The sequence below is a fragment of the Psychrobacter sp. JCM 18900 genome, assembly GCF_904846625.1.
Lineage (GTDB): Bacteria > Pseudomonadota > Gammaproteobacteria > Pseudomonadales > Moraxellaceae > Psychrobacter.
In genome coordinates, this window is record NZ_CAJHBL010000001.1 from 291,490 (window position 1) to 309,665 (window position 18,176).

At 43.5% G+C, this 18,176-nt stretch carries 14 protein-coding genes; 3 read left to right on the forward strand and 11 right to left on the reverse strand.

The window, feature by feature from the left end; translation table 11 throughout:
- Positions 1-77: 77 nt before the first annotated feature.
- Entirely contained in the window at positions 78-1,478 is a 1,401-nt protein-coding gene (locus JMX96_RS01165; RefSeq protein ID WP_201566771.1) for a 3-oxoacyl-ACP reductase, read from the reverse strand.
- Between the two features lie 549 nt (positions 1,479-2,027).
- Here JMX96_RS01165 and JMX96_RS01170 point away from each other — a divergent pair.
- Both JMX96_RS01170 and ppk2 read left to right on the forward strand, forming a co-directional pair.
- Positions 2,028-3,542 carry an acetyl-CoA C-acetyltransferase gene (locus JMX96_RS01170; RefSeq protein WP_201566772.1) on the forward strand — a complete coding sequence of 505 codons (1,515 nt, stop codon included), beginning with the start codon at positions 2,028-2,030 and terminating at the stop codon, positions 3,540-3,542.
- A gap of 186 nt (positions 3,543-3,728) precedes the next feature.
- Complete coding sequence (gene ppk2 / locus JMX96_RS01175) at positions 3,729-4,808, forward strand: polyphosphate kinase 2 (protein ID WP_228724812.1); 1,080 nt, start codon at positions 3,729-3,731, stop codon at positions 4,806-4,808.
- Positions 4,809-4,984: 176 nt separating this feature from the next.
- On the opposite strand, the gene JMX96_RS01180 is transcribed toward ppk2, so the two are convergent.
- The 10 genes from JMX96_RS01180 to rsmG all read right to left on the reverse strand — a co-directional run bounded on the left by JMX96_RS01180 (position 4,985) and on the right by rsmG (position 14,951).
- Positions 4,985-5,332, reverse strand: coding sequence for a PilZ domain-containing protein (locus JMX96_RS01180; RefSeq protein WP_101205408.1), 348 nt, complete (start codon positions 5,330-5,332; stop codon positions 4,985-4,987).
- A gap of 111 nt (positions 5,333-5,443) precedes the next feature.
- Positions 5,444-6,574: a DNA polymerase III subunit delta' gene (locus tag JMX96_RS01185; RefSeq protein WP_201566774.1), complete on the reverse strand. Its 1,131-nt coding sequence runs from the start codon at positions 6,572-6,574 to the stop codon at positions 5,444-5,446.
- 104 nt (positions 6,575-6,678) lie between these two features.
- Positions 6,679-7,491 (reverse strand): 3-deoxy-manno-octulosonate cytidylyltransferase, encoded by an 813-nt coding sequence (gene kdsB / locus JMX96_RS01190; RefSeq protein ID WP_201566776.1) that lies wholly within the window; start codon positions 7,489-7,491, stop codon positions 6,679-6,681.
- A 49-nt stretch (positions 7,492-7,540) separates the two neighbouring features.
- The gene (lpxK, locus tag JMX96_RS01195; protein WP_201566778.1) at positions 7,541-8,671 is read right to left on the reverse strand and encodes a tetraacyldisaccharide 4'-kinase; all 1,131 of its coding nucleotides are present in this window, start codon (positions 8,669-8,671) and stop codon (positions 7,541-7,543) included.
- Positions 8,672-8,737: 66 nt separating this feature from the next.
- Entirely contained in the window at positions 8,738-10,525 is a 1,788-nt protein-coding gene (gene msbA / locus JMX96_RS01200; RefSeq protein ID WP_201566780.1) for a lipid A export permease/ATP-binding protein MsbA, read from the reverse strand.
- Between the two features lie 75 nt (positions 10,526-10,600).
- Positions 10,601-11,032, reverse strand: a complete 432-nt coding sequence (locus JMX96_RS01205) for an ExbD/TolR family protein (RefSeq protein WP_057759437.1) — start codon at positions 11,030-11,032, stop codon at positions 10,601-10,603.
- A gap of 65 nt (positions 11,033-11,097) precedes the next feature.
- The gene (locus tag JMX96_RS01210) at positions 11,098-11,823 is read right to left on the reverse strand and encodes a MotA/TolQ/ExbB proton channel family protein (protein WP_201566782.1); all 726 of its coding nucleotides are present in this window, start codon (positions 11,821-11,823) and stop codon (positions 11,098-11,100) included.
- Between the two features lie 86 nt (positions 11,824-11,909).
- Positions 11,910-13,058 carry a ParB/RepB/Spo0J family partition protein gene (locus JMX96_RS01215; RefSeq protein WP_201566784.1) on the reverse strand — a complete coding sequence of 383 codons (1,149 nt, stop codon included), beginning with the start codon at positions 13,056-13,058 and terminating at the stop codon, positions 11,910-11,912.
- A 158-nt stretch (positions 13,059-13,216) separates the two neighbouring features.
- Positions 13,217-13,996, reverse strand: a complete 780-nt coding sequence (locus tag JMX96_RS01220) for a ParA family protein (protein WP_102078567.1) — start codon at positions 13,994-13,996, stop codon at positions 13,217-13,219.
- Between the two features lie 238 nt (positions 13,997-14,234).
- Positions 14,235-14,951: a 16S rRNA (guanine(527)-N(7))-methyltransferase RsmG gene (gene rsmG, locus JMX96_RS01225; protein WP_201566786.1), complete on the reverse strand. Its 717-nt coding sequence runs from the start codon at positions 14,949-14,951 to the stop codon at positions 14,235-14,237.
- Between the two features lie 357 nt (positions 14,952-15,308).
- Between rsmG and JMX96_RS01230 the strand changes: the two genes are divergently transcribed.
- The gene (locus tag JMX96_RS01230) at positions 15,309-18,140 is read left to right on the forward strand and encodes an ATP-binding protein (RefSeq protein WP_201566788.1); all 2,832 of its coding nucleotides are present in this window, start codon (positions 15,309-15,311) and stop codon (positions 18,138-18,140) included.
- Positions 18,141-18,176 lie beyond the last annotated feature (36 nt).

The window sequence follows — 18,176 nt, forward strand, 5'->3', positions numbered from 1 at the left end:
AAATAATAGCTCATATGATACAACTACTGTCTCTATCTGTACCTTATTTCTCACATATACTTATCAATTAATCAACATTATGCACCAAGTAAGCTTTGACCACAGACGCGAACCGTGTTGCCATTTAGACCGCCAGACGCAGGTGACGCAAACCATGCGATAGTCTCAGCCACATCTACTGGCAGGCCGCCTTGGCTCATTGAGTTCATGCGGCGACCAGCTTCACGAATAGCAAATGGAATGGCTTCTGTCATTTGGGTTTCGATGAAGCCAGGAGCGACTGCATTGATCGTCATGCCTTTAGCATTGTCTTCTAATTGCTTGGCAGTTGCGTTAACCAAACCAATTACCCCAGCTTTAGAAGTGGCATAGTTGGTCTGACCCATGTTGCCCGCGATACCTGAAATTGACGACACACATACGATACGTGCGTTTTCTTTCAGTACGTCATTGTCCAACAAGTAGCGGTTCAATCTAGCGATACTGCCCAAGTTGATATCGATGACCATGTTCCACTTTTTCTCATCCATCTTAGCCAACGTCTTATCACGAGTCACGCCAGCATTATGGATAATTGAATCTAGGCCACCTCGTTTCTGGGCAGCGTCAGCGATTTCTGCACCAGCGTCTTCACTAGTGATATCTACTGTCAAAGCAGAGCCGCTGATTTCGCTAGCAACTTTTTGTAGGTCAGCTTGCTGCTGTGGTACATCTAGACAGATAACATGAGCCCCTTCACGAGCCAATACACGAGCAATAGCTTCGCCAATACCGCGACTTGCGCCAGTCACCAGCATAGTCTTACCACCCAAAGGCTGGTTCCAGTCAACATCAACTGAGCTGCCTTTACTGACACGTACTACTTGTCCTGATACATAAGCTGAACGAGCTGAGGTAAAAAAGCGTAAGGTTGAATCTAGGTTTTGCTCTGCGCCTTCTTCAACATAAATCAGCTGCGCTGTGATACCGCGCTTAAACTCTTTACCCACTGATTTCACAAAACCTTCAAGCGAGCGTTGAGCCATTGCAGATTCAATATCAGTGATGTTCTCTGGCGTACGGCCAACCACAACCACACGGCCTGATTTTTCTACGCGGCGTGCAACTGTATGGAAAAACTCGTAAAGCTCTTTTAGCTGTTCAGCATTGCTGATATTACTGGCATCAAAAAGCAGTACTTTGAATTGATCATCGCTACCCGTGTTGGCTTTTGCCTCAACGCCTGCATCAGCAAGTGCGTCTTTGATGTCATCACTGCTGTTTACATATACTTCGGCATGGACGTCTGACAGGATACGGGCAACAGATTCACTGACGCTCTTGTCATCACCAGTAGCACGGCCAACCAATACGCTACCACGCACCAAACGCTCACCGCTTTCAAAACGATCAAGCGTCGTTGGCATCGGCAAACCTAAGTTTTTTGCTACTTTTTTGCCAATAGAAGATTGAACAAAATCACCGTAACGGTCTGACATAATATAATCCTTATAATTAATGATTCGTATAATAATAAAAAATGCAATGAATCTATTATATAGAGACATTGACATCGTAATTATTTAAATTTAGTAAATCGCCTCAAAACTAGCCTAACTATACACTTCCCTTATAAACAAGTCCAAAAACAGATAATGTCTACAACAATCTGTAAACAAGTCAGTATACAAGCCAGTCGTTTTTAGCAGCGTTAAGCGCCACTATAACATGTTAAAATCTGACCTATAGGTTATGGCATACTTAATTATTGATAACAATATATTATCAAACGTACTGTTATGCAATGCTAATATTTCTTACTAGTCAGTCTATTAGAGCGATGCGTCATGGTCATGAATCTACTACCTACCTCATACAAGCGTCACATCGTTTGCTAAAGAGATACATTAAGTGAATAAAAAACGCCTTATGATAAACAGCTGTATTGCGTAATAAATGATAATATTTGCTTGTATAAAATAACTTAACTATTTTTTATTGTTACCTATCACTTTTTACTTCTACCCATACTTTTTAAGGATAATATTATGAGTAATAAAAACAATCATCCAGATAGCCCTGTTGTTGAAAGTACAGTTGTTAAAGCAACGGATACAAAATCAGATACAGCAAAAAAAGAAACCGCTGCAAAAAATACCTCGACTAAAGACAATAGCGCTAAAGATGCTGCTAGCAAAAAAGCGGTCGATGAAAAAGTGGAAACCACTGCTGCTAAAAAACCTGCTCCAGCTAAAAAAGCCAGCGAAACCAAACCAGCTTCGAATCTGAATCGTGTTGCTATTTTAGGTGGTAACCGTATTCCATTCGCACGCTCAAATGGATCATACGCTGATGTTAGCAACACAGACATGTTAACAGCTGCATTGGACGGCTTGGTTGAGCGCTATAACCTACAAGGCGAAACCGTAGGCGAAGTGGTATCTGGTGCAGTCATGAAACTTAGCCGCGACATCAACCTTACTCGTGAAGCGACATTGAATACTGCGCTAAACCCACATACGCCAACTTATGATATTTCACAAGCTTGCGGTACTGGCTTACAAGCGACCTTTGCTTCTGCTAACAAGATTGCACTTGGTCTGATCGATTCGGCAATCACTGGCGGTGTAGACACTACGTCTGACGCTCCTATTGCTGTCGGCGATGGCTTACGTAAAGTACTGATCAAACTTGGTGCAGCAAAAGACAACAAACAACGTCTAAAAGCACTAATGGGTCTAAACCCAAAAGACTTAATCGATTCACCGCAAAATGGTGAGCCGCGCACTGGTTTATCAATGGGCGATCATCAAGCGATTACCACGCTTGAGTGGAATATCAGCCGTGAAGCGCAGGATGAGCTTGCATTTAACAGCCATCAAAACCTAGCACGCGCTTATGACGAAGGTTTCTTTGACGACTTGATCACGCCATACAAAGGCCTAACTCGTGATAACAACTTGCGTCCAGATACTACATTAGAAAAACTGGGCAAATTAAAGCCAGTTTTTGGTAGAAAAAATGCCAATCCAACGATGACAGCTGCCAACTCTACGCCGCTTACTGATGGTGCTTCTTGTGTACTACTAGGTACTGATGAGTGGGCAAAAGAGCACGGTCTAAAACCACTTGCTTATATCGTCCATCAAGAAACCGCAGCGGTAGATTTCATTGGTAAATCTGGTACTACAGAAGGCTTACTAATGGCACCAGCTTATGCGGTACCACGTATGCTTGAGCGCGCTGGTCTGACTCTACAAGACTTTGACTTTTATGAGATTCATGAAGCCTTTGCTTCACAAGTACTATCAACCTTAGCTGCTTGGGAAGATGAGAAATTCTGTGAAGAGCGCTTAGGCTTAGATGCACCACTAGGTTCTATCGATCGTAGCAAATTAAACGTAAACGGTTCATCACTAGCGGCAGGTCATCCATTTGCAGCAACTGGTGGCCGTATTTTAGCTACTGCTGCTAAATTATTGGATCAAAAAGGTTCAGGTCGTGCACTTATTTCTATCTGCGCAGCAGGTGGCCAAGGCGTAACTTGTATCCTAGAAAAATAAGCTTGGTTACTTTTAAGTGGAAAAGATACGCTGACTTATTATTTTAATCAGTACATATCTATCAATAAAAAAATGCCCTTTAATTTATTTAAAGGGCATTTTTTATTGTCTGTACTTTGCTATGATAGAAACGACCTAGATAGTAGCCTCTTAAAAAAGCCGATACGCAAAACAAAGGTAATATTTATGGGTAAGACAAAAATTTTATTAAGAAAAATGAGGCAAGTCATTTTTGGCTCTGAAAAACTGGTGATGACAGAACCGCTTGCAACCGCTGATTTTCAATCTCTAACGACTGAGGAGGATTTAGATCGGTACCATCAGGAACAAGCTATTCTTACTGAACGCATCGAAAAAGACATTCTTGATGATGATTTACGTCGAAAAATGCACCAAGACTTAATCGATACATATGATGAAGAACTAGAAAATGAAATAGATGACTATGCACGTGACTTTCGTTTTAACGGACGTGAGATGAGCGAGCAAGAAAAACTGGATCGACGCACCTACTTTCAAGAGTTGGTACGACTACAGCGAGAACTGATAAAACTACAAGATTGGGTCGTTGATCGCGGTGAACGTATTGTCGTTATCTTTGAAGGGCGGGATTCTGCTGGTAAAGGTGGTGCCATTAAACGCATTACCCAACGATTAAACCCACGCGTGTGCAGGGTAGCTGCCCTGCCGGCTCCTACTGAGCGTGAGCAAACGCAGTGGTACTTCCAACGTTACGTGGCCCACTTGCCTGCAGCAGGCGAAATCGTATTGTTTGACCGTAGTTGGTACAACCGCGGAGGCGTTGAGCGTGTCATGGGGTTTTGTACTGACGCGCAATATGAGGAATTTTTTCAATCAGTACCAGAGTTTGAGCGTATGCTCGTACGCTCAGGCATTCGCTTAGTAAAATACTGGTTTTCTATCACTGATGATGAGCAACATGCACGATTTATGAGCCGAATATATGATCCGCTTAAGCAGTGGAAACTCTCACCAATGGACCTACAGTCGCGCCGACGCTGGGAAGATTACACCAAAGCAAAAGAAACCATGTTTGAGCGCACTCATATTCCTGAAGCACCCTGGTGGGTAGTTGAGGGCAATAATAAAAAACGTGCTAGGCTGAACTGCATTGCCCATTTGCTCGACCAAATCCCTTACAAAGAAGTGCCTCGTGACGAAATTGAGTTACCCAATCGCAAACGCGATGATGAGTACTACCGCGAACCTATTCCCGATGATATGTATGTGCCGCCTCGTTATTAAGCGACTAGCGCCTACTACTATAAAAATTTAAAGAAACTTGATCCAAAAAAGCAGCCTTACTAAATAATAAGGCTGCTTTTTTTATATTCATAAGTTAAAAATCATAGCCAAACTCATCAAAGATACAGGTGTGATTTCTAGATACTGCCTAGTTATCACCTAGTTATTAATAGATACTACATAGTATAAGTCGATTGCAAGCTATCGATTTTTCCCGCTAGTAGGCGCTCAACTTCATTCTTAATTCTTTGACCAGAGACATCACTACCAATTTGCACAGCAAACCCTGCTGGGCGACTGCCTTGACTCTTAGAGTTAATCCAAACCACCTTACCATTCATTGGTAGGCGTTCGCTGGAGTTGGGTAGCGTGATAGCGATAAACACCTCATCACCCAATTGCTGAGGTTTGTCAGACGGTACAAACAAAGCGCCATTACTGACAAATGACAAATAGCTGGCATATAACATTTCGATACTTTCATAATGACAGGTTAAAATCCCGCCACGTCCTGGCATTGCCATAGTCAGCTTCCTTCATCAACTGGGTTTAATATATTTATATAAATAATCGATAGTATATAGTTAAGAACAATTGCAAATTTTCGAACACTAACTAAGCGCTCAAGCATGGCTCTATAAGCTTGCCAACTCTTGCATTAGCTTATCATAGGCAAATTTTTCTTGCACATTTTGTTGCAGCGCAATTTTGGTCTGCTGCACGCTGTTGGCAAACGCCTCTAACCCGCTATCAGTAGGCTGATAAGTAGCCAATACTGTTGATAGATTGACATCCTTTTGCAGTTCAACCAAGCCTAGACAGACACGGCGTATATCAAGGAGCATCAGCTCAGACAGCTGTATAAATTCTTTAATATTGAGCTGACCTTGCCAATAATCACTTGCCGCCACACCACTACGTTTACCACTACATAGCGCCTGCCATGTGGTCAACCATAGGCTACGCTTGCTATACCATGGTGCTTGCGCTAAGGCGATAGCAGCTAACGGCGCACCATTGGCCAGTTGTATCAACTGCTCAATCGCAGCGGTACCGACGGCTTCGCGGTTAATCGTGTGACCTAGCGCCTGCGTCACATAATCGACAGCAACAGTTGGCTCAATTGTCTGTAGTGCCAACTGTTGCACACGACTCTTAATCGTTGGCAATAGCTGAGCAGGCGTATCACTAATCAAAAACAGATGCACCTGCGCTTGTGGTTCTTCCAATGTCTTAAGCAGCGCATTAGCAGCGGCCACCGTCATTTTTTCAGCGTGATCTAATACACAGATGCGCACCCCTTGCCCGCCTTGATAAATAAAAGGCTGCAAAGCACGAATATCATCTACTTTGATCTTAAGTGCGCTATTGCTAGTGGTCTTGGCAATTTTTTTATCTTTCGTGCTGCTGGATTTTTCTTGAAGCGCATCGCTTTCGGCACTGATAGGCATACTAACGAGTGGTAATACTTGCAAGCTCGGATGAGTTCCCGACTTGAGCCACTGACAGCTCTCACATACTTCGCAAGCACCTAGTGGGTGTGTACCACGCTCACGGCATAATAGCCAAGCGACCAATCGCCATACAAAGGCGCGTTTGCCCATACCTTGCATACCAGCAGCGAGCAATGCATGCGGCAAGGACTGCTGCTTAAGTACGCGCTCGGTCAACTGTAACCACAGTACTTTTTGCCATGGCAGTAGTGGCGCAAAGTACATACGGTCTGTGTTATCTAGTGCGTCCATATTTCCTGTCAAATTATTCATGGTTATGGCTCTGTCACATTGATTAGGTACTTTAGGTATAGCCATGATAACAATACTTTAGCGTTGTAGAAAACTTAGAGTCGCACGCAACTTTGCTCAGACTATTACTTAGTAGGGTTGTGAAAGTTATCTAAGCTCATCGCGTTTAGACGGTCTAAATCTTCTTGTGTATCGACACCCGCTGGTAACTGACAGGCAGCTTCTGCGATTGCGATATGCTGACCATTTTCTAAAACACGTAATTGCTCTAGACTTTCAAGTATCTCAAGTGGTGTTTGTGGCCAGTTTACGAACTGCTGTAATAGACTGACACGATAAGCGTATAAACCCAAATGGCGATAAGCATTTTTTGGAGTTTGCATCTGATTATTATCAGCTAATACAACATCACGATCACAAGGAATCGGTGCGCGGCTAAAATAGAGCGCACGCTGTAAGTTATTAGCAGATTGGCTGACCACTTTTACTACCGATGGCCGCTGGAACGTATCATAGTCATCGATAGGCTCACAGAGTGTGGCCATCACGCTATCCTCATCCGCTACCAAAAGCGCCTGTACTTGCTCCAAAAGCAATGGCGGTACAAGGGGCTCATCGCCTTGCATATTCACCACAATATCGTGCTCAGCCCAGCCTTTGATAGCTGCTACCTCTGCCAAGCGATCCGTCCCTGAAGCATGCTCACTACTGGTCATAATCACATCAAAACCTGCATCGGTGCAAACTTTTGCAATTTGCTCATCATCAGTCGCTATACACATGTCATCAGCAAAATTTGCTGTCTGCGCTTTTTCTGCTACCCAAAGTATCATCGGCTTACCATGAATATTTAGCAATGGCTTACCAGGTAGCCGTGTACTCTTAAAACGCGCAGGAATTACGATATGGGTTTTTGCGGGCGTGGTGGCGAACGACATGGCGTATTCCTATAAAAATCATACGGCGATTTAAAATATTAGCTGCTATTTATAATGGGGCTGACGTGTTCATATCATGGTTGATACGAATCCCTAGCGCCTTTAGCTGCGCATCTAGATTATGATAACTATTTTCTGATAATACAGCCGTCACTGGCAACACCCATAGTCTACTGACAAGTTCTACATACTCATCACTTAAGGCTTGTGTCGCTGTATAGTCTGCCAATAATGCGCTGATTTTTACCGCATCTTTACTGGTTACGATGATAGGATAATCACCATATTGTAAAAGCTCAGCCAAACTAAAATCATAATGGTCAGGGTAAGGATGCCCTATGACCTCAAAGCCAATGGACTCTAAGGTATCAAAAAACCGCTGCGGATAACCGATACCACTAACAGCATGAACATGACTATTATTAGTAGGCTTCACACTATTTAGTTGAGCTGCACTCGATGTAGGATTCCATAGGCGCTGTAACTCGGCTGGTTGCAAATGCATGGTCAAACGGTCAGTAGACTGTATCTTATTACCACTTTTAGAAGTCAGAGTTAAATCCGTATTTGGTTTTTCATGATAGATGACATTTGCACCCTTTAATCGTGACATCGGCTCACGCAAAAAACCCGTTGGTAATAGCTGCTTGTTACCAAACCCACGGGAAGCATCTACCACAATCCATTCAATATCACGCTGTAGTGCATAATGCTGCAAACCATCATCTGCAATAATCAATTGCAAATCAGGCTCTGCCTTTAACAGAGTAGCAATCGCTTGTTGGCGATTGGGACAGACTGCCATAGTAGCGCCTGTCATATGAGCAATCAAGCACGGCTCATCCCCTACTACATGGGGTAAACTGGTAGCACTAACCAATGCGGGCATTTGACTCGTATCACCGCCATATCCGCGACTGATTACCCCTACTTTTATGCCTTTTTTCTGTAAGTAGCTGACCAGAGCAATAATCAACGGCGTCTTACCACTACCGCCCACACTGATATTACCAATGACCATCACGGGAATAGGTGCTCGATAGCTTGATAGTAGGCCAGCCTTATAAGCTTGACGACGCAGCAAAGTGATGAAACCGTATAACCAACTGATAGGCAGCAACAACCACAACCAAACAGCTTGACGTTGCCATGCGCGGGTGACTGTCGTCTCAATACTCATTAATCAATGTCGCTTATCTTATTGGCTCATGGCTGCGTGAAAATTGGCTAAAAACTTCTAAATTGACTACTCGAAATCTCGAGCATACATTTGCGCATAGTGGCCTTGCAGTTTCATTAGCTCATTGTGCGTTCCTAACTCAACAATCTGGCCGCCATCCATCACAGCAATACGATCCGCTGATTCAATAGTCGTCAATCGATGGGCAATGACCAACGTGGTGCGGTCTTTCATCACATTATCGAGCGCTTGCTGAATGTAATATTCAGACTCATTATCAAGTGCGCTGGTGGCTTCATCTAAAATTAGAATCGGTGCATCCTTTAATAGTGCACGAGCAATAGATAATCGCTGACGCTGACCGCCTGATAGTTGCAATCCTTCAGCACCAATTTCGCTTTGATAGCCGTTTGGCATTTTCATAATAAAGTCATGAGCGAAGGCATCTTTTGCGGCTTGTTCAACCTCAGCTTGAGTCTTGTCAGCTAGGCCGCCATAAGCAATATTATTAAATACAGTGGTATTAAACAATACTACCTGTTGGTTCACCATTGCAATCTGGGCACGCAGACTCTCTAACTTAATGTCTTCGATTGGCATGCCATCTAGTGTGATTTGCCCTGAGGAAGTTTCTAGAGTACGTGTTAATAAATTGACCAGTGAGGACTTGCCCGCACCACTTCGCCCTACTAATGCAACTGTCTCGCCTGCTTTAATATTCAAGGTAAAGTCACGTAGAGCCACCGTCGAATCTGGATATACCAAGCTGATATTGTCTAACGACATTTGCCCTGATAGCGCTTTACTGATTGTTCCTGTGTCTTCTTCTTCTGGCTCATCAAGTAGTGCAAAAATCGACTCACCAGCAGCCAGACCTTTTTGCAGCTTCTGATTAATATCAGTCAGCGAACGTACTGGCTTACTCAATAAACCTGCAGCTGCAATGTAAGAGATGAACTCACCTGCTGAAATATCATCTATTACTGCAGGTCGCAACGCAAGCCAGACGACAACGGCCATCGCAATCGCCATCAACAGCTGTACGGCTGGCGTATTAATACTATTGGTAACAACTACCTTCATACCTTGGCGTAGGTTTTTCTTCGATGTTTTGTCAAAACGTGCTGACTCGTATGATTGACCACCGTAATTTTTGACCACTTGATAGCCGCCGATAACTTCATTGGTAATATGACTGACATTACCCATCGTCTCTTGGATACCTTTTGAGAGCTTAAGATAGCGCTTTGATGCAATGCGTACCAGCCATAGTATTGGTGGCAAGACCACAAATAAAATAAGCGTTAGACGCCAATTGCTATAGAACAAAAAACCTATCAATGCGACAACGGTCAAACCATCACGCAGCAAAGTCTTCATTGAGTCTGTACTGGCGGCCGTGACCTGTTCAACATCAAATATCAACTTCGATGAAATCGTACCGGCTGGATTGGCCAAATAAAATGAACTAGGCAAGCGCAGTAATTTGTTGAAAACTTCTATACGTAGCTCATAGACTAAGTTGCGTGAGACCAATGCAGAGTAATAGTTACCCAAAAAACTACCAACCCCGCGCACAAAGAATAGCAATATAATCAATAGCGGAAATAAGGTTTGTTTGCTTCGATCATTCTGATTGATAGCATCAGTAATATATTGCAGAAGCTTGGCAGTCCAAATCTCTGTCCCTGCATTAATCGCAAAACCTAACGCCGTCAATAGCAATGCCCACCAGTAAGGCTTCAAATACCTTAATAAGCGTAATAATGTCTTACTCTTAGGCGTAACGGGCGATACTGCCGATGCATTTTTAGCAGAAGATTTTTTAGAGTCAGGTAAATAAGCTTGGCTCATAAAAGCCTCAATTTGGGTATCATGGTATGAATGGGCTGTGTGTCACACAGTTTTATGATGATAAGACTATATATGTTATTGCGGCAGCGTTTGGCCAAGTGGCACCACTGTACTGATGTTTAAATTCAAAAATCCGAGCTTTCCAGCGATATCCATCACTCGTACCACAGACTGATGGGTCGCATTGGCATCCGCTGCAATGACAAATAGCATATCGCGATTGCTGCCCGCCTCTTGCTGCAACATACTGGTCAGTTCAGCCTCATTGCTACTAGCAAGTGTAATACCGTTGACCAAATAGCTACCATCCTCTTGCACAGCTACTTCGATACTGTTGTTTTGTTCTGTCAGTGCAACACCTTCCGCTTCCGGAAGAATAATATTTAAACGACTAAAGTGATTGAATGAGGTAGCAAGCAATAAAAAAACAATCAAAAACAGTAAACAATCAATCATCGGTGTCAGATTAATTTCAAGCGGTTCAACCGTTGGTTTTCTAAAACGCATATCAATCTCTTTAATTCAGCTACCATTTATAGGCCCAAGACTTCTATTCTTTAAAACCGTATTTACTACACTGCTGCTATGCTAGGCTTATCCGAATCCAACCCACCGAATGAACGTTCTTGCACAATACTATCTTCTATTGACGTACGGCTAGAAGATGTAGATGGCTGAGCACTAGCAAGCAAGTGATAATCATACAACTCTTGAATCATAAGCCCTGCTTGAGTCTCGAACTGAGCGTTAATATCAATGATACGGCGCTGAAAATAACGATAAGCAACCAACGCGGGGATAGCAACGATCATACCTGCAGCGGTAGTGATTAGTGCCTGTGATACACCAGCGGCTAGCATCGTCGGATCTTGCATTGCGCCATCGGTAATCGCTAAGAATGAAGAGATGATTCCTAGTACCGTACCTAATAGGCCAAGCAACGGCGCTATCGCACCGATAGTACCTAGCATATTGATGTTTTTTTCTAACTGATGAACTTGGACGCTGGCACGATTTTGCATGTGCATCGTCATCGACTCTAGCCCATACTGCCGATAAAGCAAACCCGTTGCCAAGATATCGCCAAGCGCCGTTTTTTCTTTTACATTCATCAATTGTGTGCGGCCAATATCGCCATTTTCACGTAAACGAGTTATTAGCTGTTCGCGCAACCTGCTAGGGGCGACTTTATTAAACTGTAGCGTATGGCTACGTTCAATGATGATAACCAAAGCCAATATAGAACAGACCACGATAGGTGTCATTAGCCAGCCACCTGCTTTTACCAACTCCCACATACTCACTCTCTTCCATATTTTTGCAAAAATAATTATTACAGAGGCGATTTAGCGTTTGGATAGATACAGCTAACTCGCAAACGTTATTAAGCCTGAGCTTCTATATGTTTAATCAACGCAGCTAATTGATCTTGATTGTGGAAAAATATCTCAACACTACCTTGACCATCTTTTTTATGTTTTAGTTTGACTTCAGCACCAAGCATGTCTGTCAATCTTTGGGTCAAACGCTCTACATCACGAGATTGTACTTGTTCAGCACGATTGATTTTGGGCGCTGGCTGCAAGATTGATTTGACCAACTTTTCAGCTTCTCGCACGGTCATACCGCCATCGATAATCTTTTGCGCGATGATAGGTTGCTGTTCAGAGGACAATGCTAAAAGTGTACGAGCATGACCCATATCTAGCGCGCTGTTGGCTAAATGATCTTTTACTGTATCATGCAGCTGATTTAAACGAAGTAGATTCGATACTGTCGTACGCGCCTTACCAACGACTTCAGCAATCATGGCATGACTCATACCAAACTCCGTATGAAATCGCTGCAATGCTGCCGCCTGCTCAATCACTGACAAGTCTTCGCGCTGAATGTTTTCAATCAATGCTAGGGCAATCGCTAACTCATCCGATAAAGCACGCTCAATCGCAGGGATAACTGCTTTTCCTGCCATTTTTGCTGCGCGCCAACGGCGTTCACCAGCGATAATTTCGTGAGTGACAAATGCTTCACTCTTATCTTCATTTGCCAATAGCGGGCGGATAACGATAGGCTGCATCACGCCATGCTGCTCGATAGAAGACGCTAATTCTGCAAGTGCTGTCTCACTCATATCACGACGAGGCTGGTACTTACCTGCTTGCAAACGTGTGACATCGATCTGGACAAGGCTAATCTGATCTTCGGTTGCACTCGTATCTGCACTATTGCCACGCGATTTGTTGAGCGACGCCTTGCTGGTAGCACGAGATGAACGTGGCGCACGAGCGCTATTCTCGCTAGCAGCATCGTTAGTAGTCTTCGCAGATAATTTTTTACTGGCTTTTGTCGGAGTGATATCAGGCGCTATATCTGTGGACACAGTATTTACAGGCGCATTAGTATCTGGCGCAGCATTTTCACGCGCCACCATGTCGTCTTGCAAGGCAGAGGCGGTAATTTGCTTTTCTTTTTTGATTGACCCTAATAAGGCATCTAAGCCCCGATTAGCAGCCAACCCTCTTTTCTTCGCCATGATTACCTATCCTCTAACGCTAAAATAAAAGCTAATTGATTACTGATGCGGCTTACTAAATACAATGTTAAGTGCTCTATGCTTATGCTATTCATTTACTGTCTTGATCAGTGACACTTTTTATCTAAAAATCCTTTGTGAGAGACTTTAGATAAAAACTAGCTGCTTTGCTTCATCACTTCAGCGGCAAGCTTTTGATATGCGCGTGCGCCTTTCGACCATCTCTCATACGCAATAACTGGTAAGCCGTGCGCAGGAGCTTCTGCTAAGCGAATATTCCTTGGAATATGAGTCTTGTACATGATATCGCCAAAATGCGCTTCTAGCTCAGTAGAGACATCACGAGCAAGCGTATTACGCGCATCAAATAGCGTTCTGACCACACCGCGAATATACAGCTTAGGGTTCAACTCTGTAAGACGTTCAATCGTTTGTGATAAGTCAGCCAATCCTTCTAGTGCATAGTACTCACACTGCATAGGGATAATCACACTATCTGTAGCCACCAACGCATTAATCGTCAGTAGATTCAAACTAGGCGCGCAATCGATAATCACATAATCGTATGGCTGTTTTTGTGTGGATACCTGATCGTTAACCAATTCAGCCATGGCGGTTTTGAACAGCTCATGACTATCTGTCTTACTCATCAACGTAATGTCCATGCCAGCCAAATCGCGATTGGCACCGATGACATCGAACCCTGCAGGACTAGTAACAATTGCTTCAGACAACGCGACACCATCTAGCAAAACGTCCGCTATGGTAAGATCCAACTCGTTTTTGTCAACACCTGTGCCACTGGTCGCATTACCTTGTGGGTCTAAGTCAATCAGCAGTACATGCTTGCGTTTAGCAGCCAAGCTGGCGGTCAAATTTACTGCCGTTGTGGTTTTACCCACACCGCCTTTTTGATTCGCAATTGCTATGATTTCCATACACTCACTCAATTTTATTAGGGTCTATTACTTTTGACTCGGTTGGTACGATTATTTTTGTTCAATCTTGTACAGCGACACTCGATCAATATTTAAAAATAAGCAATTTATGGTCTAAAATGCTCAGTTTGCGGTCGAGCATTTTAAATGCTTTTAAATATTATGTCATTTAGATACAGACGTAAACTATGTTTCACAAAAAACAGTGCCTGTTTCATGACTGCGAAGTGTTTATGCCTTAGCTATCTTTAGCAGACATTTCGATTAAATGACGGCTGTCGTGCAAACGTGGCACTGTCAGTTTAATGGTTTTGATATGCCAATCACTATCAAGTGCTTGCAGCTCTTCCTCACTCGGGACTTTGCCTTTCATAGCACATAAGAAGCCACCATCTGCTAATCTTGGCTGCGCTACTTCTACAAAATCTATCAAACTGGCGAACGCTCGCGATGTCACCACCGCATAACTTTCTTCATGCGCTTCAATACGCGATGCGATCGGCTGCATATTACTCAAACCGAGCTCGCTGCTGATTTGCTTAATAAAGCGGATTTTCTTCTGATTGCTATCAAGCGCCGTACACTGGCGCTCAGGCTGACAAATGGCAATGATAACTGCCGGCAACCCTGCTCCCGTGCCGATATCTAGCAACGATCCGGCGGGTAAATGCGTTATAATAGACAGACAATCTATCACATGCTTGATCAACGCTTCTTCTGGATCAGTAATGGCGGTCAGATTATACGCTTTATTCCATAGTAAAAGCTGGTCTAAGTACAATAATAACGTGCGCTGCTGCGTTTCACTTAACGGCAGACTCAGCTCATTTATCGCTTGCGCCAAGATATTAGCCAGCTTTGGCAATTGTGAACCAAGCTTTACGAAACCAGTCGGATCAATATTGATAGTACCCATACTAGCAGACGATGAAGAGTTTTTAGCGGAAGCTGACATACAACGAGTTATCCAGTTTTGACTTGTGAACCGTTTATTTTATCATGCAGTCTGCTCATTGAATAGTTGCAGATTGCGCCAATGTGGGACATCTTATACTATCTACGCTGATCATGAGGCGTTATTCTGCTTTGATTGCCTCCAATTCGCTGATTAAGTCATTCGTTTTTTATCAGTTTTACTCAATAATTTGTCTAAATATGATACAAAACTGCGCTTAATGACTTCGCTAATAGGTGACTATATCTTGTAAGATGTCATGATTGATTATAAAAAACTCAGAATACGCATGACTAGATAAAACCAATCACTTCTCATATTCCTTTAATACTTTTTAAGATGATTTTTCAAACGCCTATGACAGAACAACCCTATACCCCTATATCGCCAGTATCAAAAGACGCTAACAATATGGTAGTACCTGCTACCGATACAAAAAACATTAAGCAAACAGCACCTGATACCCCAAACCCTATCTTCACAGAAGTTCAGCAAAATTGTCGCATTTCCGCTGAGCAATTAAAACGCTATAGCGACCCTGATGAATTGCCTACAGACACTCGCACTGCGCCCGACTTAGATGTTGGTTTCGGCCAACAACGCGCGCTTAAAGCATTGCATACAGCGCTGGATATCAAAGCCAGTGGTTACCATGTGTTTGCCGCTGGTGAGAACGGTTTGGGCAAGCGTACTGTGATTAGTCGTCTTTTGACGCGTATTGCCGCCGACGCACCGACGCCAGATGATTGGGTATACGTGCATAATTTCACTGATCCACGCACACCATTGGCGCTGCGTCTACCAGCTGGTCAAGCCTCGCTATTACAGCAGCAAGTTAATAACTTATGGCAGCAAGCAAAAAAGCGTTTAAGCCAACGCTTTCGTAGCGATCAATACCAGAGCAAAATCGAAGCCATCAAAAACAGTACTCATCAAAAAGAAAGTCATGCCTATGACGCGCTTAATGCTGAAGGCAAGCAATATGACCTAGCATTGACGTTTCGCTCGTTTGATAATAAAGCCGTATTTGTTCATCCTAGTCAGCTGCCTACAGAAAGCAACAGCGATGATGACAAGCAAATAAAAACACCCAGCAATCGTAAAAATTTAGAAAAGCTCGATGATAGCGAAAAAGTTAACATTTTGGGCAATGAAAACACTGAAAATAAAGATTCTACATATGGCAATAATGAGTATGAAGCTGAGCTAAATAACTTCGTGCAAAAGAACCATATGCAAAAGCGGCTGAGTCAATTGACCATCGCTTTAGAGCAATTAGAAGACGAAGCCAACGATGAGATAGAGGCATTACATCGTAGTATTGCCCAACGTGCTTTACAGCCATTATTTACTCCTATTTATGAGCAGTTTTCGACTCATCCACTTGTCGTGGCATATCTCGAGGCTGTATTTGATGACATGGTCACTCACGTAGAGCGTATCGTCAATGGCGATGATGAAGAGTTTGTGACGGCAGTGTTGGCTACGACGCCCAGTCGTTATGCGGTCAATGTTATTGTCAGTCATACACCTGACAGTGGCGCACCTGTGGTCTTTGAGGATTTGCCAACCCATCTCAATTTATTGGGGCATGTCGAGCAAATCACCCAATTAGGCACAGTAACCACTGACGTGAGTATGATTCGTGCAGGTGCTCTACATCGCGCCAATGGCGGCTATTTACTGTTAGAAGCTAGCCACGTCCTTGAGCATCCTTATGCATGGCAGGGCTTGAAGCGCGCATTACAATCACGAAAAATAAAACTATCAAGTCTAGAGCAAATGCTGACGCTAACAGGTAGCTTGTCTCTGTCACCAGCGCCTATTGATTTAGATATCAAGGTTATCTTGTTAGGTGAAGCAGATTTATATTACGAGCTGCTAGAGCTTGAGCCTGAATTTGATGCGGTATTCAAAGTCCGAGCTGATTTTCATGACGATGTGCCTCGTACCATTGAGCATGAATTGGCATTGGTCGCAAAAATGGCTGATATCATCGACTATGCCGACCTTTATCCGTTTGATAGCAGTGCACAAGCCACGCTCCTTGAACACTTAAGCCTGCAAGCTGAAGAACAAGATCGCTTAAGCCTACACAGTGACTTGTTGATTAAACTACTGCATGAATCAAACCGTCACGCTCGCTTAAATAATGAGAACATGGTGACGGCAGATCACGTCACTCAAGCAATCGATGATATGGATGAGCGTTCAGGATATTTGCGCGATCTGTACTGGGATGAGCTGAAAAACGGCCAGCAGCTGATCCAAACGCAAGGCGATGCTATCGGACAAGTTAATGCATTGACTGTGGTCAGTTATGCCGATAGTGAGTTTGGCATGCCAGCACGGCTTACTGCGGTTATTCAGCCCAATATTGGCACAGGTGAAATTCTTGATATTGAGCGTGATGTAGACTTGGGTGGTAGTTTACACGCCAAGGGCATGCTAATTATGACCAGCTATTTGCGCGCGTTGTTTAGTCAACATCATGCACTGAACTTTAGTGCCTCACTGGCGTTCGAGCAGAGCTACGCGCAAATCGATGGCGATAGTGCCACCGTTAGCGAAGGCTGTGCATTGCTATCCGCGTTAGCAAACGTCCCTATCAATCAGTCTCTCGCGATTACTGGATCTATGAACCAGCTAGGCGAAGTACAGGCAGTTGGTGGCATCAATGCTAAAATCGCAGGTTTTTTCGACGCCTGCCGCGAGCAAGAGCTGACAGGCGATCAAGGCGTTGTCATTCCGATGGCTAATGTCAAACAGCTGATGTTACGTGACGACATTATTGATGCAGTAAATAGAGGCAAATTTCATATCTATGGCGTCTATACGCTAAGTGAGGCCCTGACGTTGATGACTGGCTTGCCCATCGACACCATGAATAAAAAAGGCCGTTATCGTAAAGATACTTTATTTGGCAAAGTATTAAGTCGTCTGATGCTATGGGATGAAAACCAAGAAAGCACGGACGACATCGATGATGAAAAGTCCAAAAAGAAAGCGAAGAAAAAGCGTAAAGAAAAACGTCAAAAGAAAGAAGATAAGAGAATGAAAGAAAAGCGAAAAGGTGAGAGAAGTGATAAGAAAGGTAGCGAGGAAAGTAACAAGCAAAGCGATGCTAAGCCTATTGATGACACCCTAAACGATAGCGAGACAACAGCTATCGATGAGAATAATAATTAAAATTTGAACGGTACTGCCGATACGCACGCACATTGC

Coding starts and splice junctions, on each gene's coding strand:
- JMX96_RS01165 (WP_201566771.1), bottom strand. CDS start 1,478: ATGTCAGACCGTTACGGTGATTTTGTTCAATCTTCTATTGGCAAAAAA.
- JMX96_RS01170 (WP_201566772.1), top strand. CDS start 2,028: ATGAGTAATAAAAACAATCATCCAGATAGCCCTGTTGTTGAAAGTACA.
- ppk2 (WP_228724812.1), top strand. CDS start 3,729: ATGGGTAAGACAAAAATTTTATTAAGAAAAATGAGGCAAGTCATTTTT.
- JMX96_RS01180 (WP_101205408.1), bottom strand. CDS start 5,332: ATGGCAATGCCAGGACGTGGCGGGATTTTAACCTGTCATTATGAAAGT.
- JMX96_RS01185 (WP_201566774.1), bottom strand. CDS start 6,574: ATGAATAATTTGACAGGAAATATGGACGCACTAGATAACACAGACCGT.
- kdsB (WP_201566776.1), bottom strand. CDS start 7,491: ATGTCGTTCGCCACCACGCCCGCAAAAACCCATATCGTAATTCCTGCG.
- lpxK (WP_201566778.1), bottom strand. CDS start 8,671: ATGAGTATTGAGACGACAGTCACCCGCGCATGGCAACGTCAAGCTGTT.
- msbA (WP_201566780.1), bottom strand. CDS start 10,525: ATGAGCCAAGCTTATTTACCTGACTCTAAAAAATCTTCTGCTAAAAAT.
- JMX96_RS01205 (WP_057759437.1), bottom strand. CDS start 11,032: ATGCGTTTTAGAAAACCAACGGTTGAACCGCTTGAAATTAATCTGACA.
- JMX96_RS01210 (WP_201566782.1), bottom strand. CDS start 11,823: ATGTGGGAGTTGGTAAAAGCAGGTGGCTGGCTAATGACACCTATCGTG.
- JMX96_RS01215 (WP_201566784.1), bottom strand. CDS start 13,058: ATGGCGAAGAAAAGAGGGTTGGCTGCTAATCGGGGCTTAGATGCCTTA.
- JMX96_RS01220 (WP_102078567.1), bottom strand. CDS start 13,996: ATGGAAATCATAGCAATTGCGAATCAAAAAGGCGGTGTGGGTAAAACC.
- rsmG (WP_201566786.1), bottom strand. CDS start 14,951: ATGTCAGCTTCCGCTAAAAACTCTTCATCGTCTGCTAGTATGGGTACT.
- JMX96_RS01230 (WP_201566788.1), top strand. CDS start 15,309: ATGACAGAACAACCCTATACCCCTATATCGCCAGTATCAAAAGACGCT.